This is a genomic window from Curtobacterium sp. VKM Ac-2887 (assembly GCF_015350935.1).
Lineage (GTDB): Bacteria > Actinomycetota > Actinomycetes > Actinomycetales > Microbacteriaceae > Curtobacterium.
In genome coordinates, this window is record NZ_JADKSB010000004.1 from 91,731 (window position 1) to 107,753 (window position 16,023).

A 16,023-nucleotide genomic window follows, 5' to 3' on the forward strand; every position below is an offset into this window, starting at 1 on the left:
GCGTTTCGTCGGTTGCTCCTGACAGCATGGGGTCATGGACACCCCCACCGCCGCCCCGTCTGTCGTCTCGCCGTCTGCGGACATCGCCGCCGAGGCACAGCAGGCGCTCGCTGCGCTCACGGGGCGCCCCGACGCGGTCTTCCACCCCGGCCAGCTCGAGGCGATCTCCGCCCTGGTCGAGCACCGGCAGCGCGCCCTCGTCGTGCAGCGCACCGGGTGGGGCAAGTCCGCGGTGTACTTCCTCGCGACCCTGCTGCTCCGGCGTCGTGGTGGCGGCCCGACCGTCCTGGTGTCGCCGCTGCTCGCACTGATGCGCGACCAGGTGGCAGCGGCTGCCCGGGCCGGGGTCCGTGCGGTGTCGATCAACTCGGCGAACGCACACGAGTGGGGCGAGACCCAGGCCGCGCTCGCCCGTGACGAGGTCGACGTGCTCCTCGTCTCCCCCGAGCGCCTGAACAACCCGAAGTTCCGCGACGAGCAGATGCCGACCCTGATCGCCCGGATGGGCATGCTCGTGGTCGACGAGGCGCACTGCATCTCGGACTGGGGCCACGACTTCCGACCGGACTACCGCCGGTTGGCCGAACTCATCCGGTCCCTCCCCCACGGCGTCCCCGTCCTGGCGACCACCGCGACGGCGAACGAGCGCGTGGTCGAGGACGTCGCCGAGCAGCTCACCGCCGGCCCGGCCGACCCGGTGTTCACGATCCGTGGGTCGCTCGCCCGGGCATCGCTGCGCGTGGGCGTGCTCACGCTGCCCGACGCCCGGCAGCGGCTCGGCTGGCTGCTCGCGCACCTCGGCGACCTGCCCGGCAGCGGCATCATCTACACGCTCACGGTCTCGGCGGCCGAGGACATCGCCCGACTGCTGCGCGACAACGGGTACGCCGTCCGGGCCTACACGGGGCGCACCGACACCGACGAGCGGGAGCAGCTCGAGCAGCAGCTCAAGGGCAACGAGCTGAAGGCCCTCGTCGCCACGAGCGCGCTCGGCATGGGGTTCGACAAGCCGGACCTCGGGTTCGTCGTGCACGTCGGCGCCCCGTCGTCGCCTGTCGCGTACTACCAGCAGATCGGCCGTGCGGGTCGTGCCACCGACAACGCCGACGTGCTGCTGCTGCCCGGTCGTGAGGACCGTGAGATCTGGCAGTACTTCGCGAGCGCGTCGATGCCGACGGAGGCCCGGGCCTCCGCCGTGCTCGGTGCCCTGTCCACCGACACCGCGATGTCGACGGTCGCGCTCGAGGGTCTGGTCGACATCAAGCGCTCCACCCTCGAACTCCTGCTCAAGGTGCTCGACGTCGACGGGGCGGTTCGACGCGTCACCGGCGGCTGGGTCTCCACCGGGCAGCCGTGGCAGTACGACGCCCCGCGGTACGAGCGGGTCGCCGCGGCGCGTTCCGCCGAGGCCGCTTCGATGCTCGACTACGAGTCCACCTCGGCGTGCCGCATGCAGCTGTTGCAGCAGGACCTCGACGACCCGTCGGCGGAGCCCTGCGGCCGGTGCGACAACTGCGCCGGGGCGTGGTTCCCGACCGCGGTCTCCGACTCGGACTCGTCCGGTGCGGCTGCCGCGCTCGACAAGGTCGGTGTCGAGATCGCGCCGCGTGCCCAGTGGCCGTCGGGCATGTCGTCGCTCGGCGTCTCGGTGCGGGGCAAGATCGGCGCCGACGAGCTCGTCCAGCCCGGCCGCGCGGTGGCTCGTCTGACCGACCTCGGCTGGGGTGGACCGCTCCGTGCGCTGTTCTCGCCGTCGACGCCCGACGCTCCGATCTCCCGCGAGCTCGTCGACGGCTGTGTCCGGGCGCTCAAGGACTGGCCGTGGGAGACCCGGCCGACCGGGGTCGTCGCGATGTCCTCCCGGTCACGGCCGCAGCTCGTGGGGTCACTCGCCCAGGCGCTGTCCACGATCGGACGGCTGCAGTTCCTCGGCACGCTCGACCGGAACGGCGGCACGCCCCGCGGCGACGGTGCGACGAACAGCGCGTACCGGTTGTCCGGCGTGTGGGAGACGTTCCAGGTCGGGCCGGAACTCGCTGCGGCGCTGCAGTCGCACCAGGGCCCGGTGCTGCTCGTCGACGACCTGGTCGACAGCCGGTGGACGATGACCGTCGCGGGCCGCGAGCTCCGGCGTGCCGGGGCCGCCGCCGTGCTGCCCTTCGCGCTGGCCACCGTCGCGTAGCGCTGCCCGCCGCCCGCCGCCCGCCGCCGCACCCGTTCCGCGACAGTTCACGAGTCGATCGACGCGTGGTCTGTCGCAAGCGTGGTGCGGGCGCCGGAGCCGGCGGTCGACGGCGCTAGCGGCGGGCGGGCTTGGGGAACGTGGCGCGCATGTGGTCGGTGGTGAGCACGTCGCCGATACCGATCATGAGCAGTGAGAACACGATCTGCTCGATCACCATCCAGAACGGGTACAGCCCGGGGATCGCCGCCACGATGAGCGTCACGATCGGGAAGATCCGGCTGAACAACCGCACCCGCTGGTACGCCCAGTAGTACCCGAGCTGTGCCCGCCACGCGAACACGTAGAGCGTCAGAGTGATGAGCAACACGACCGTCGCCCGGAACCACACCGCCCACGGCACGGTCTCCCCCGCGCGCGTCAGCAGCACGGCCACGACGATGGCCGCGAGTCCGACGATCGTCTCCGCGACGAGCAGCCACCGGATCCACCGGAACGAGCGCACGGTGTCGGGGTGCTCGAGCATGTCCTGGCGGATGACGTACCCGCCCTGGCGACCTCCGGCCAGCCGGTCGAGCCGCAGCCGGCACCACAGACGGTCGGCGAGGCCACCGAGTCCGTCGTTGCGCTGCGTCACCAGTACATCGTGCCGCATCGAGCGACCATCGACGTACCGCGCCGTCGCCGACGCCGACCCCGAACGACGTCATCGAGGTCGCACGACGTCGACGATGTCGTTCCGGGTCGGCGCGGGACTGCCCAGCCGGCTCAGTCGCTCGGTACGAGCGCCGCGCCACCGAGCACGGTGCCGCTCGCCGCATCGAGCAGGACGAGGGAGCGGACCTCGTCGGGCAGTGTCCACGGGTCGCTCAACACGACGGTCAGTCCCTGCTCGACGCCGGCGGCCTGGAACACGTCGAAGGACTCCCCCGCCGGGGTCCACTCCGGGTCCTTGCCTCCGGTGACGGTCCCACCGGACAACACGACGTCGACTGGGCCGCTCGTGCCCGTCTTCAGGTGCGAGATGTCCACCGCGAGGGTGGCGTCACCCGTGTTCGCCGCGATGTGGACGTGTCCAGAGGCAGCGGCGCCGTCGATGCCGACGATGTCCCCGGAGACCGGCGGGACGCGGCGCCACCACGGCTCGATCGGCGACGAATCGACGGGTTGCACGGCCGGGGACGCCTCGGGCAGGGGCACGCCGAGGCCGTTCGAGGGTCGCAGCCCCTCCGCGGGCGACTGTGCGGGCTCGGGCACGGGCGCAGCGCGTTCGGAGCGGGTGACTGCGTCGTCCTCGGACGGCGCGTGCGAGACCGTCCAGAGCGACACCGACCCGACGACGACCACGGCGACGAGGGCACCCACCAGGGCGAGCCGACGTCGATCCGTTCCCCACCGCCCGATGCGCACGGTCCCATGATGCCGCGCCGACGCTGCGGACGCGCTCCGGGCCTCCCGGCCGAACGCGAACGCCAACGCACAACGCGCCCCGTGCAGACGGGACGCGTTGTGTGTGACGGAGCTGCGACTCAGCGCTTCCGGCGCTCGCGCACGCGCATGTTGACGTTGATCGGGGTACCGGAGAAGCCCCAGACCTCGCGGAGTCGACGGGTGATGAACCGTCGGTACTGCGGGTCGAGGAATGCCGACGTGAAGAGCACGAACGTCGGCGGCTGGCTCGACGCCTGGGTCCCGAACAGGATGCGGGGCTGCTTGCCTCCGCGCACGGGGTGGGGGTGCTCCTGGACGAGCTCGGCGATGAAGGCGTTGACCTTGCCCGTCGGGATGCGGGTGTCCCACGACGCGAGGGCGGTCTCGAGCGCCGGCACGAGCTTCTCGAGGTGGCGGCCGGTGCGGGCCGAGATGTTCACACGCGGGGCCCAGGCGACGTGCGCCAGGTCCTGCTCGATCTCGCGCTCGAGGTAGCGGCGGCGTTCGTCGTCGAGCAGGTCCCACTTGTTGTAGGCCAGGACGAGCGCACGGCCCGACTCGAGCACCAGGTCGATGATGCGGAGGTCCTGCACGGAGACGGGCTCGGTGACGTCGAGGACGACGACGGCGACCTCGGCCTTCTCGAGCGCCGCGGTGGTGCGGAGCGACGCGTAGAAGTCGGCGCCCTGCTGCATGTGGACGCGCTTCCGGATGCCGGCGGTGTCGACGAACCGCCACACCTTGCCGCCGAGCTCGATCTGCTCGTCCACCGGGTCGCGGGTGGTGCCGGCGATGTCGTTCACGACGACGCGCTCTTCACCGGCGGCCTTGTTGAGCAGCGAGCTCTTGCCGACGTTCGGGCGGCCGAGGATCGCGACGCGGCGGGGGCCACCGACCTCCTGCTTGGCGACGGCCGAGGTGTCGGGCAGCGTCTTGATGATCAGGTCGAGCAGGTCCGCGACGCCACGGCCGTGCAGGGCCGACACGGGGTGCGGCTCGCCGAGCCCCAGGTTCCAGAGCTCGTAGGCGTCGAGTTCGCGGCGCTCGTCGTCGGCCTTGTTCGCGACGACGATGACGGGGCGGTCGGTGCCGCGGAGCATCTTGACGACGTGCTCGTCGGTGGCGGTGATGCCGACCGTGACGTCGACGACGAACAGCACGGCGTCGGCGAGGTCGATCGCGACCTCGGCCTGCGCGGCGACCGAGGCGTTGATGCCCTCGGCGCCGGGCTCCCAGCCGCCCGTGTCGACGAGCGTGAAGCGCTTGTCGTTCCAGTCGGCCTTGTAGCTGACGCGGTCACGCGTGACGCCGGGGACGTCCTGCACGACGGCCTCGCGACGACCGAGGATGCGGTTGACGAGCGCGGACTTGCCGACGTTCGGGCGGCCGACGATCGCGAGCACCGGGTAGGCGGGCAGGTAGTGGACGCCGTCCTCGCCGACCTGACCGGCCTCGAGCAGGGCGAGGTCTTCGTCCTCGAGGTCGTACTCCTCGAGTCCGGCGCGGAGCGCGGTCGCGCGCTGCTCGGCCTCGGCCTCGTCGAGTCCGGCGAGCCGCTCGCCGAGGGCGTCGTCGTACTGGGGGAAGTCGTCGTTGTCCGGGTTGTCCAACTGAGCCATGGTGGGTTCCTCGCGAGCGGCCGGAGCCGCGGTGTCGGTGGCCGTTCCCGGCCGGGCCGGAGATCCGGCCGTGGTGTGACCAGGCGGCCGAGGCCGTCCGGTCGTGCGTCAGTGCGTGGCCGCGCGGGCCAGGTCGACGACCGCCTGCACGGTCTGGTCGAAGTCGAGGTCGGTGGAGTCGAGCGTCGTGACGCCGTCTGCGGCGTTCATGAAGTCGACGACCTTCGCGTCCGCCGCGTCTCGACGAGCGAGTGCGGCGGAGGTCTCTGCGGCCGACTGGGTCGTGACCTCCGCCGAGCGCCGGGCCATTCTAACGGACTCGTCGGCCGTCAGCAGGATCCGGACCTCGGCGTCGGGTGCGACCACCGTGGTGATGTCCCGACCCTCGGTGATGATGCCCGGTGCGTCGGTCTTCCGCATGACGTTCCGGAACAGCTGCACGAGGCGGTGTCGGACGTCGGGGAGCTTCGCGATGTGCGCCACCGCGCCCGTCACGTCCGGGGTGCGGATCGCGTCGGTGACGTCGGTCTCCCCCACGCGCACGTAGTAGTCGTCGGGGTCGGTGCCGATGGCGTAGTCGAACGTGTCCCAGCTCGCCAGGATCGCCGCCGCGTCGTCGAGGTCGACCCGCTGCTGCAGGGCGTGCCAGGCGAGGGCGCGGTAGGCGGCGCCGGTGTCCTGGTAGCCGTAGCCGAGCGCACGGGCGGCCGCGCGGGAGACGCTCGACTTGCCGCTGCCCGCGGGGCCGTCGACCGCGATGACGATCTTGGCCACGTAGGCGCCGTCGATGAGACCGGCCGGTACCGGGGCGCTGGTCGAACCGGGCTCGCCGCCGGGCTCGCCGAGGCCGCCGGCCGGACCGCCGAGCGGGCCGCCGTCCGCGCCACCGCGGGCGCCGTCACCGGGGGTCGGGGTCGGCAGACCGGAGTCCGGACCGTCCGGCCCGCCGGTCACGCCGGAGTCGGCGGTCACACCGGAGTCGTTCGTCGCTGCGTTCGTGTCGTTCAGGCCCATGCTGCTGCGATCCTCCATCCGCGACCCTCGAGTTCCTCGACGAGTCGCTGTTCCTGCTCGGGCAGGACCGACACCTCGACGATGCCGATCTGCGCGCCCGGTGAGTGCTCGAGGCGCATGTCCTCGAGGTTGATGCCGATCTCCCCGATGAACGTCAGGAGCGCGGCGATCTGCCCGGGGGTGTCGTCGACGAGGACGACCACCTGGGCGAAGCGCTTGGTGGTGCCGTGCTTGCCGGGCAGCCGTTCGACACCGCGGTTGCCGGCGGCGATCGTCTCGGCCAGGGTCCGCGGAGCTCCGGCGGCGGCGGGGTCGTCGAGCGCCCCGATCACGTCGCTCAGCTCGTCGCGCAGGTCGGACAGCACCCGCCGCACGTTGGCCGCGTTCGCGCCGATGATCTGCACCCACAAGCCGGGGTCGCTCGCGGCGACACGGGTGACGTCACGGACGCCACCGCCCGCCAGACCGAGGGAGCCGTCCGGGGCGTCACGAAGCCGCGAGGCCATCAACGTCGACACGAGCTGCGGCACGTGCGAGACGTAGGCCACGGCCAGGTCGTGCGACGCCGGGTCCATCGGCACGACGGTCGCACCGACGTCGAGCGCGAGGTCCTCGACCACGGCGGCGCGCTGGTAGCTGATGGCGTCGTGCCCGGCGATCACCCAGGGGCTGCCGACGAACAGGTCGGCGCGGGCGGCGCTCGGTCCGCTGCGTTCACGTCCGGCCATCGGGTGCGACCCGATGTAGCGGGTGACGTCGGCGCCGGCGGCCACGAGCTCGGCCAACGGTCCGGCCTTGACGCTCGCGACGTCGGTCACGATGGCGTCCGGGTACGCGGACAGTTCGCGGGCGACGACGGTCGCCACGACGTCCGGCGGGACCGCGACCACCACGAGTTCCGGCTGGTCGCCGGGTTCGGGCCGGCGGCCGGCCCCGTAGTCGACGGCGAGCGCCAACGCGCCGGGTGAGACGTCGTCGAGGACGACGTCGACCCCCTTCTCGCGCAGCGCCAGACCGATCGACGTTCCGAGGAGCCCGGTGCCGACGACCCGCACCGGGCCGCGCACGCGGCGGTCGATGTCGGGTGGGGTCAGGTCGGTCACCGGGCAAGCCTACCGACCGACACCCGGGCATCGGTCGACGCCCGGGTGGCAGTCACGGCCCGAGGGCCGGTCGCAGGCCGGTCGCGGTCAGTCCGCGGTCTCGTCGTCCCAGTCGTCGTCGCCCTGGTCGAGGGCGACGTCGCGGTCGTCACGAGCGGAGGGCTTCGCGTCACGGACGGTGCCGAGCAGCTTGCCGACCTCGACCGTGCCCAGCTCGCGCATCTTGCCCGGCGGCAGGCTGCCGAGGTGCAGCGGCCCGAACGAGCGGCGGACGAGTTCGAGGACCGGGTGGTCGACGGCCTCGAGCATGCGACGGACGATCCGGTTGCGGCCGGAGTGCAGCGTGATCTCGACGAGCGACTCACCCCGCGAGGACTCCAGCAACCGCACCTTGTCGGCCTTGATCGGACCGTCCTCGAGTTCGACGCCCTCGGTCAGACGCTGGACCACGGCGGGGTTCACGTTGCCGTGCACCTTCGCGATGTAGGTCTTCTGCACGCCGAACGACGGGTGCGCGAGCACGTGTGCCAGGTCGCCGTCGTTCGTCAGCACGAGCAGCCCGGAGGTCTCGGTGTCCAGGCGACCGACGTTGAACAGGCGCTCCTCGTAGCGGTCCACGAACTCGGTCAGGTCGCGGCGACCGCGCTCGTCCTGCAGGCTCGAGACGACACCGGTCGGCTTGTTCAGCACGATGTACCGCCGCGAGGAGTCGATCTGCACCGGCACGCCGTCGACCGAGATCGCGTCCGTCGCGGGGTCGACACGACGCCCGAGGGCGTCCACCACCTGCCCGTTGACCGTCACGCGGCCCTCGACGATCAGGTTCTCCGCGACGCGACGAGATGCCACGCCCGCAGCGGCGATCACCTTCTGCAGGCGCTCCCCCTCTGCCTGGAGGCCCGGCTCGGCCCCGGCAGACGTCGTCCCGTCCGCCGCGTCCCAGTCCTCGATGATCGGGCGTTCGGGCGTGCCCTCCACCGGGGCGCCGTGGCTGTCGCGCTCACCGCTCGGCTTCGGCGTGGTGCGGTTGCCGGCGCTGTTGCCGCCCTTGCCGGGGCGGTCGCTGTTGCGGACGCTCGTGGTGCCGCCGACGTAGCGGCGGCCGTTGTGCCAGACGCGACTCTGCTGGCCGTCGGGGCCGCGGCGGTCCTCGCGGCTGTCGCGGTTGTCGCGAGGTGCCGAGCTGCGGTCGTCACGACCGCGGTACCCACCACGGTCGTCACGCGGCGCGGCGCTGCGGTCACCGCGACCCCGGTACCCGCCACGGTCGTCACGCGGAGCCGAGTTCCCGCGGTAGCCACCACGGTCATCGCGCGGCGCGGCGCTGCGGTCGTCGCGCCCGCGGTAGCCGCCACGGTCATCACGCGGAGCCGAGTTCCCGCGGTAGCCACCACGGTCGTCACGCGGCGCGGCGCTGCGGTCATCGCGGCCGCGGTAGCCGCCACGGTCATCACGCGGAGCCGAGTTGCCCCGGTAGCCACCACGGTCGTCACGCGGCGCGGCGCTGCGGTCATCGCGACCCCGGTAGCCACCACGGTCGTCACGCGGGGCCGAGCTGCGGTCATCGCGACCCCGGTAGCCACCGCGATCGTCACGCGGCGCGGAGTTCCCGCGGTAGCCACCGCGGTCATCGCGCGGAGCCGAGCTGCGGTCATCGCGACCCCGGTAGCCACCACGGTCATCGCGCGGCGCGGAGTTCCCGCGGTAGCCGCCACGGTCGCCGCCGCCGGCACGGTCGTCACGGCCTCGGTACCCACCGCGGTCGTCACGCGGAGCCGAGTTGCCCCGGTACCCGCCACGGTCGTCGCGCGGAGCCGAGCTGCGGTCGTCACGGCCGCGGTACCCACCACGGTCATCACGCGGCGCGGAACTACGGTCATCGCGACCCCGGTACCCACCACGGTCGCCACCGCGGTCGTCGCGCGACTGGTAGCCGCCACGACGGTCGTCGTCACGCGGCGGACGTGCGCCCCCGCGGTCGTCGCGACCGTACCCGCCGGAGCGGCCACCGGCACTGGAGCCGGCCCCGCCGCGGCCGGGAGCCGAACGCCCGGGGCGATCCGGGCCTCCTGAGCGTCCGTTGCGGTCGTCTCGGTCTCGGGGCGCGCCGCGCCCCCGGTCGTCAAACCCGGCCATCGGGGATCCCTTCGTTCTGCCCGAAGCCGTCCGCACCGTCGTCCAGGAGGGGCGAGATGAGCGGCAGCTCGTCGAGCGAGTTGATGCCGAGCTGCTGCAGGAGCAGATCGGACGTGACGTAGTTGATGGCGCCGGTCTCGGAGTCGGTGAACGACTCCTCGATGAGACCGCGCGCGACCAGCGTTCGGACGACGCCGTCGACGTTGACGGCGCGGATCGACGCGATCTGGGATCGCGTGATCGGTTGCTTGTAGGCGACGACCGCGAGGGTCTCGAGTGCGGCCTGCGACAGGCGCGAGGGACGCTCGGCCTCGACGAACTGCTCGACGACGGCGTCCAGGTCCTGGCGCACGTAGAAGCGCCAGCCGCCGCCGACCTCGCGGAGTTCGAACCCGCGGCGGGTGGTGCCGTCGACGCCGTCGAAGTCCGCGACGAGGCGTTCGACGGCCTGGCGGACGGCGGGGACGGGGGCGTTCACGGCGGCGCCGAGCGCGACGAGCGACTGGGGCTCGTCCGCGATCATCAGGATCGCCTCGAGCTGGCGGTCGATCGGGATCGCCGGGTGCGCCTGCGGGGCGCGGTCGTGCTCGGCGTGCTGGCCGTGCTCAGCGTGCTCGGCGCGCTCGTGCATCTCGTGCTCGATCGCGCGGGCGTCGGCCATCTCGTCGGCGCCGCCGGGTTCGGCGCTGGACGTGTCGTGCACGTCATCCGTCATAGTCGGCTCCCAGGTTGGCGAGGCTCTCGTCGGACCAGTCCTCGGCGGTCCATCGGAGCGTGAGTTCCCCGAGCGGCTCGAGTTGTTCGAACGAGATCGATGCGTTCCGGTACAGCTCCAGGATCGCGAGGAAGCGAGCCACCACGATACCCGTCTGGTCGACGCCCGCGACCAGTTCGCGGAACGAGACCCCCTCGCCGTCGCGTGTCCGCAGGATCGAGACGACGATCGCGGCCTGTTCGCGGATGCTGATGAGCGGCGCGTGCAGGTGGTCGAGTCCGACCGTCGGGATCTCCCGCGGGGCGAACGCCAGCGCTGCCAGTGCGGCGAAGTCCTGTACCGAGAGCGTCCACACGAGCTCGGGCGTGCGGGCGCGGAACCGCTCCTCGAGCCGGACGCTCCGGACGTGCCGACGCGACTCCACACCCCAGCGTTCGCCGAACCAGTCGGCGGCCTGCTTGAACGCCCGGTACTGCAGCAGCCGCGCGAACAGCAGGTCGCGGGCTTCGAGCAGGGCGACGTCCTCGGCGTCGACGAGCTCACCCTGCGGCAGCAGCCCGACGATCTTCAGGTCGAGCAGGGTGGCGGCGACGACGAGGAACTCGCTCGCCTCGTCGAGTTCGTCCGCCGACTCGGCCTGACGCACGTACTGGATGAACTCCCCCGTGACCGCGCCGAGCGAGACCTCGGTGATGTCGAGCTCGTGCTTCGTGATGAGCGACAGCAGGAGGTCGAACGGGCCGTCGAAGTTGGTGAGTCGGACCCGGAACCCCGACTCAGGCGACGGCGCCACGCTGGACGAGCTCTCGTGCGAGCTGCCGGTAGGCGTGGGCGGCGGCGTGGTCCGGCGCCGTCTGGGTGATCGGTCGAGCGGAGACCGTGGCGTCCGGGAACTTCACGGTGCGCCCGATGACGGTGTCGAGGACCCGGTCGTCGAACGTGTCGACGACGCGCTCCATGACCTCGCGCGAGTGCAGAGTGCGCGAGTCGTACATGGTGGGCAGGATGCCGTCGAGCGTCAGTGCCGGGTTGAGGCGGTCGCGCACCTTGTCGATCGTCTCGATGAGCAGGGCGACACCGCGCAGGGCGAAGAACTCGCACTCGAGCGGAATGAGCACCCCGTGCGCCGCGGTCAGGGCGTTGACGGTGAGCAGGCCGAGCGACGGCTGGCAGTCGACCAGGATCACGTCGTAGTCGTTCGCGACCTTGCGCAGCACGCTCGCCAGGATCTGCTCGCGGGCGACCTCGTTGACCAGGTGCACCTCGGCCGCGGACAGGTCGATGTTCGCCGGGATCACGTCGAGCCCCGGAGTGTTCGTCGGCTGGATGACCTGGATCGGGTCCTTCACGGCGCCCATGAGCAGGTCGTAGACGGTGTGGATGTCGTGCGTGCGGACACCGAGGCCCGCGGAGAGCGCACCCTGCGGGTCGAAGTCGACGGCCAGGACCTTGCGGCCGTACTCCGCCAGGGCTGCACCGAGGTTGATCGCCGTGGTGGTCTTGCCGACGCCGCCCTTCTGGTTGCAGAGGGCGATGATGCGCGCAGGGCCGGTGCTGTCGAGTTCCTCGGGCACGGGGAACTCCCGGACAGGACGACCCGTCGGACCGATGGAGGTCGCGCCGGTGGGGTTGGTCGTCGGGTTCGTGCTCACCCGGCCATCGTACCGGCGACGTCGGCCGGCCCGGGGCCGCACCGCCGCGCGCGGCCGGGTCTGCGTTGCTCGTGGCCGGGTGCGTGGCCGACGCGGTCGCCGCTCAGGCTGCGCGCAGGGCCACGCGCATGCTGTCGACGCGTTCGGCGATGACGGCGTCCGTCGACCACCGCTGCTGCAGGCGTCCGACGAGCTCGCCGACCTGCTCGCGGTCGAGCCCGGGGTGCAACGCCAGTCCGACGGTCAGCTCCGGGCCGGCGAAGCGTCCGACCGGGTCACCGGGGGTCAGTTCGACACGGGCGACGCTGCGCTCCCCCACGACCGAGTCGGCGAACGCCTGGGCGACCTCGGGGTCCTCGAAGCACGGGGTCCAAGGCAGGTCCTGACCGAGCGCCCACACCGCGGGACGGCGCAGCACGAACTCGGTCGCCGACTTCGGGTCGAGCACGACGAGCTGCGTCTCCTCGCTCGCCGCGGCCATCGCCACCCGTCGTGACTCCACGGGCACGGGCCGGGCATCGGCGTCCCAGACGTGCATCGCTTCGACCGAGGTGAACGCGGGCATCACGCTCCGCCCGTCCGGCCCGGCGACCGTCACGATCGAGAGCTCCTGGGTCTTGTCCACGAGCTTGCCGGCGTCGGTCTCGCCGAGGTCGCCCGCCTCGGCGATGAGCGGGATGAGCAGCCGGGCGGTGCGCAGTGCATGAACGACTGCCGCCTGCGATGCACCGGCGGCCACGCCTGCGATCGCCGCGGTCAGCGCCGGGTCGGCCAGACCGTCGTCGTCGGCGAAGGCGGTGTCGTGGTGGTCGAACGTGCGGCCTTCCCACGTGAAGCCGGCCGAGTCCGCCGCGCCACCCGGGGTGTGCGCGTCGTCGGGACCGGTTGCCGCGTCCGCACCGGTTGCCGCTTCGGGGCCGGTTCCGCGCCCGTTCGAAATTCCCGCCACGCCGCTACTCCGAGGCGATGTCGAGTGCGGCCGGCAGCGTGAACGCCCCGGAATACAGCGCCTTGCCGATGATCGCGCCCTCGAGCCCGAACGGCACGAGCTCGCGCAGCGCCCACAGGTCGTCGAGCGTCGAGATCCCGCCAGAGGCCACGACGGGCTGGTCGGTCCGGTCGCACACCTGGCGCAGCAGCTCGACGTTCGGGCCCTGCAGCGTGCCGTCCTTCGTGACGTCGGTGACGACGTACCGGGCGCACCCCGCGGCCTCGAGCCGGTCGAGGACCTCCCACAGGTCGCCGGCGTCCTCGGTCCAGCCACGGCTGGCGAGGGTCGTGCCACGCACGTCGAGCCCGACGGCGATCTGCTCGCCGTACTCGCCGATCACCCGAGCGGCCCAGTCCGGGTTCTCGAGCGCCGCCGTGCCGAGGTTGACCCGTGCGGCCCCCGTGGCGAGCGCGGCTTCGAGCGAGGCGTCGTCTCGGATGCCACCAGACAGCTCGACGGAGACGCCGTCGACCTCGCGGATCGCGTGCGCGATGACCTTGCGGTTGTCGCCCCGACCGAACGCCGCGTCGAGGTCCACCAGGTGGATCCACTCCGCGCCCTGGTCACGCCAGGTGCGCGCGGCGGCGACGGGGTCGCCGTAGCCGGTCTCGCTCCCCGCCTCGCCCTGGGTCAACCGGACGGCCTGGCCGTCGACCACGTCGACGGCAGGCAGCAGGACGAGGGGCGAGGTGTCGGTGAGGTCGGTCATGGTCCTGTCGATTTCGTCACGGTGGAGATGGTGCGGTGGAGAAGGTGCGGTGGTGAAGGTGCGGGGTTCAGCCTGGAGGCCCGTGGCGCGTCCGGCGGCGCCGTCGCGCCCGTCGCGGGCCGGGTTCAGAGCGAGCGCACCCAGTTGGTCAGCAGACGGATGCCCGGCTCGCCGGACTTCTCGGGGTGGAACTGGGTCGCGGTGAGCGGCCCGTTCTCGACCGCGGCGATGAACCGCTGTCCGTGTTCGGCCCACGTCAGGCCGGGAGCACGGAACGGGCCGTAGGCGTCGAGCGGGAAGTCGGTCACGCCGTACGAGTGCACGAAGTAGAACCGCTCGTCGTGCAGCCCGTCGAACAGCACGGAGTTGTCCGGTGCCTGGACGGTGTTCCACCCCATGTGCGGCAGGACCTCGGCCTGGAGCTGCTCGACGGTGCCGGGCCACTGCCCGAGCCCCTCGACGTCGGCTCCGCGCTCGATGCCGCGGGAGAACAACACCTGCATGCCCACGCAGATGCCGAGCACCGGACGACCACCGGCCAGACGGTGGTCCACGATCTCGCCGCCCTGGACGCCCTCGAGCTGGTCGATGACCGCGGCGAACGCCCCGACCCCGGGTACGAGCAGGCCGTCGGCACGGAGCGCCGCCTGCTTGTCGGAGGTCAGCGTGACCTCGGCCCCGGCCCGCTCGAGTGCCTTGGCGGCGGAGTGGACGTTGCCCGACCCGTAGTCGAGGACGACGACGTTCGGCTTCGCGGTCACAGTGCGCCCTTGGTGGAGGGGATGCCGTCGACGCGCGGGTCGAGCTCGACTGCCTTGCGCATCGCACGCGCGAACGCCTTGAACTCGGCTTCCGCGATGTGGTGCGGGTCGCGGCCACCGAGCACACGGACGTGCACGGTGATGCCCGCGTTGAACGTGATCGCCTCGAACACGTGGCGGATCATCGACCCGGTGAAGTGCCCGCCGATGCGGTGGAACTCGAATCCCTCGGGCTCACCCGAGTGCACGAGGAACGGACGCCCGGAGACGTCGACGACCGCCTGGGCCAGCGCTTCGTCGAGGGGCACGAGGGCGTCGCCGTAGCGGCCGATGCCGGACCGGTCGCCGAGGGCCTGCTTGAGGGCCTGTCCGAGCACGATGCCGGTGTCCTCGACCGTGTGGTGCACGTCGATGTCGGTGTCACCGGTCGACCGCACGCGGAGGTCGATGAGCGAGTGCTTGCTGAACGCGGTGAGCATGTGGTCGAAGAACGGCACGCTCGTCGAGATGTCGGACGAACCGGTGCCGTCGAGGTCGAGCTCGAGTTCGACGCTCGATTCGCTCGTGCTGCGGCTGATCGAGGCGGTACGGGCGGTCATGCCCCAACCCTAACCGGCGGCTGCTCGGCGGCGACCTGCCGCATGGCGTCGAGGAACGCGGTGGTCTCCTCTGCCGTGCCGGCACTCACCCGCAGGTGGTTCGAGATGCCGAGGTCGCGCACGATGACGTCCCGCTCGAGCAGCGACTCGAACGCAGCGTGCGGGTCGGCGACCCCACCGAACAGGACGAAGTTCGACCACGTCTCGTACGTCCGGTAGCCCATGGCCTGCAGCTCGGTCACCATCCGGTCGCGCTGCTGCTTGATGTCGTCGACCATCGCGAGCATCTCGGGCGCGTGGCGCAGTGCGGCGACGGCGGCTGCCTGTGTCAGGACGGACAGGTGGTAGGGCAGTCGGACGAGGCGAACGGCGTCGATCACGGCGGGGTGTGCCGCCATGTAGCCGACCCGTGCACCGGCGAACGCGAACGCCTTGCTCATGGTCCGGGAGACCACGAGTCGCTCCCGCCCGGGCAGCAGCGTGAGGGCGCTCGGCACGTCGGCCGGCATGAACTCGGCGTAGGCCTCGTCCACCATCACGATGCCGTCGGTCGCGGCGTACGCGGCCTCGATCGTCTCGATCGGCAGCGGTGTGCCCGTGGGGTTGTTCGGCCCGCACAGGAACACGATGTCCGGTCGGTGCTGCTCGATCGCCGCCACGACGGTCTCGGGTGAGATGCGGAACTCGTCGTCGCGCTCCGCCGGGATCCAGGTCGTGCCGGTTCCGGACGCCAGGATCGAGTGCATCGAGTAGGTGGGCGGGAACCCGAGGACGGAACGCCCCGGGCCGCCGAAGGCCTGCAACAGCTGCTGGAGGACCTCGTTCGAGCCGTTCGCCGCCCACAGCTGTTCTGCCGTGAGGCCGTGCCCGAGGTACCCGGCCAGCGACTCGCGGAGCTCCGTGAACTCGCGGTCCGGGTAGCGGTTCACTGCCGCGAGCGCCTGGCGGATCGAGGCGACGATGTCGTCAGCCACGTCGTCCGGCACGGGATGCGTGTTCTCGTTGACGTTCAGCTGGACGCGGACGTGCTTCTGCGGAGCGCCGTAGGGGCTCTGACCGCGGAGGTCGTCTCGGATCGGGAGGTCTTCGAGCGTGAATGCCACCGATCCAT

Annotated in this window: 15 protein-coding genes; 1 reads left to right on the plus strand and 14 read right to left on the minus strand. The window is 71.8% G+C overall.

The features are described 5' to 3' along the window. Positions 1–34: 34 nt before the first annotated feature. A complete protein-coding gene (locus ITJ69_RS06195) occupies positions 35–2,182 on the plus strand; it encodes a RecQ family ATP-dependent DNA helicase (RefSeq protein ID WP_194672321.1) in 2,148 nt (715 codons plus the stop codon). A 115-nt stretch (positions 2,183–2,297) separates the two neighbouring features. Here the strand turns inward: ITJ69_RS06195 and ITJ69_RS06200 are convergent, their stop codons facing one another. From ITJ69_RS06200 to ITJ69_RS06265, 14 genes are all read right to left on the minus strand, one after another. Beyond that, positions 2,298–2,819 (minus strand): hypothetical protein, encoded by a 522-nt coding sequence (locus tag ITJ69_RS06200; RefSeq protein WP_123293894.1) that lies wholly within the window; start codon positions 2,817–2,819, stop codon positions 2,298–2,300. Positions 2,820–2,950: 131 nt separating this feature from the next. After that, entirely contained in the window at positions 2,951–3,592 is a 642-nt protein-coding gene (locus ITJ69_RS06205; protein WP_194672322.1) for a hypothetical protein, read from the minus strand. A 119-nt stretch (positions 3,593–3,711) separates the two neighbouring features. Continuing rightward, positions 3,712–5,232 carry a ribosome biogenesis GTPase Der gene (gene der / locus ITJ69_RS06210; protein WP_111084613.1) on the minus strand — a complete coding sequence of 507 codons (1,521 nt, stop codon included), beginning with the start codon at positions 5,230–5,232 and terminating at the stop codon, positions 3,712–3,714. 108 nt (positions 5,233–5,340) lie between these two features. Beyond that, positions 5,341–6,021: a (d)CMP kinase gene (gene cmk / locus ITJ69_RS06215; protein WP_194672407.1), complete on the minus strand. Its 681-nt coding sequence runs from the start codon at positions 6,019–6,021 to the stop codon at positions 5,341–5,343. A 215-nt stretch (positions 6,022–6,236) separates the two neighbouring features. Next, complete coding sequence (locus ITJ69_RS06220) at positions 6,237–7,349, minus strand: prephenate dehydrogenase (RefSeq protein WP_131845494.1); 1,113 nt, start codon at positions 7,347–7,349, stop codon at positions 6,237–6,239. 87 nt (positions 7,350–7,436) lie between these two features. Then, positions 7,437–8,225, minus strand: a complete 789-nt coding sequence (locus tag ITJ69_RS20350; RefSeq protein ID WP_228505067.1) for a pseudouridine synthase — start codon at positions 8,223–8,225, stop codon at positions 7,437–7,439. Between the two features lie 1,246 nt (positions 8,226–9,471). Further along, positions 9,472–10,200: an SMC-Scp complex subunit ScpB gene (gene scpB / locus ITJ69_RS06230; RefSeq protein ID WP_194672324.1), complete on the minus strand. Its 729-nt coding sequence runs from the start codon at positions 10,198–10,200 to the stop codon at positions 9,472–9,474. Then, the gene (locus ITJ69_RS06235; protein ID WP_111084610.1) at positions 10,190–10,993 is read right to left on the minus strand and encodes a segregation and condensation protein A; all 804 of its coding nucleotides are present in this window, start codon (positions 10,991–10,993) and stop codon (positions 10,190–10,192) included. The genes scpB and ITJ69_RS06235 overlap by 11 nt, the downstream gene beginning before the upstream one ends. Beyond that, complete coding sequence (locus tag ITJ69_RS06240) at positions 10,977–11,852, minus strand: ParA family protein (protein ID WP_111084609.1); 876 nt, start codon at positions 11,850–11,852, stop codon at positions 10,977–10,979. The genes ITJ69_RS06235 and ITJ69_RS06240 overlap by 17 nt, the downstream gene beginning before the upstream one ends. Positions 11,853–11,955: 103 nt before the next feature. After that, entirely contained in the window at positions 11,956–12,801 is an 846-nt protein-coding gene (locus tag ITJ69_RS06245) for an SseB family protein (RefSeq protein ID WP_131878649.1), read from the minus strand. Between the two features lie 4 nt (positions 12,802–12,805). Next, positions 12,806–13,552, minus strand: a complete 747-nt coding sequence (gene priA / locus ITJ69_RS06250) for a bifunctional 1-(5-phosphoribosyl)-5-((5-phosphoribosylamino)methylideneamino)imidazole-4-carboxamide isomerase/phosphoribosylanthranilate isomerase PriA (RefSeq protein ID WP_194672325.1) — start codon at positions 13,550–13,552, stop codon at positions 12,806–12,808. A 125-nt stretch (positions 13,553–13,677) separates the two neighbouring features. Beyond that, positions 13,678–14,313: an imidazole glycerol phosphate synthase subunit HisH gene (gene hisH / locus ITJ69_RS06255; RefSeq protein WP_194672326.1), complete on the minus strand. Its 636-nt coding sequence runs from the start codon at positions 14,311–14,313 to the stop codon at positions 13,678–13,680. Beyond that, entirely contained in the window at positions 14,310–14,912 is a 603-nt protein-coding gene (gene hisB / locus ITJ69_RS06260) for an imidazoleglycerol-phosphate dehydratase HisB (RefSeq protein ID WP_111084605.1), read from the minus strand. The genes hisH and hisB overlap by 4 nt, the downstream gene beginning before the upstream one ends. Then, positions 14,909–16,015 carry a histidinol-phosphate transaminase gene (locus ITJ69_RS06265; protein WP_194672327.1) on the minus strand — a complete coding sequence of 369 codons (1,107 nt, stop codon included), beginning with the start codon at positions 16,013–16,015 and terminating at the stop codon, positions 14,909–14,911. Before ITJ69_RS06265 ends, hisB begins: the two co-directional genes overlap by 4 nt. Positions 16,016–16,023 lie beyond the last annotated feature (8 nt).

Bases quoted from the DNA above. Each gene is read 5' to 3' on its own strand.
- ITJ69_RS06195 (WP_194672321.1), top strand. From the start codon at position 35: ATGGACACCCCCACCGCCGCCCCGTCTGTCGTCTCGCCGTCTGCGGAC.
- der (WP_111084613.1), bottom strand. From the start codon at position 5,232: ATGGCTCAGTTGGACAACCCGGACAACGACGACTTCCCCCAGTACGAC.
- scpB (WP_194672324.1), bottom strand. From the start codon at position 10,200: ATGACGGATGACGTGCACGACACGTCCAGCGCCGAACCCGGCGGCGCC.
- priA (WP_194672325.1), bottom strand. From the start codon at position 13,552: ATGACCGACCTCACCGACACCTCGCCCCTCGTCCTGCTGCCTGCCGTC.
- hisB (WP_111084605.1), bottom strand. From the start codon at position 14,912: ATGACCGCCCGTACCGCCTCGATCAGCCGCAGCACGAGCGAATCGAGC.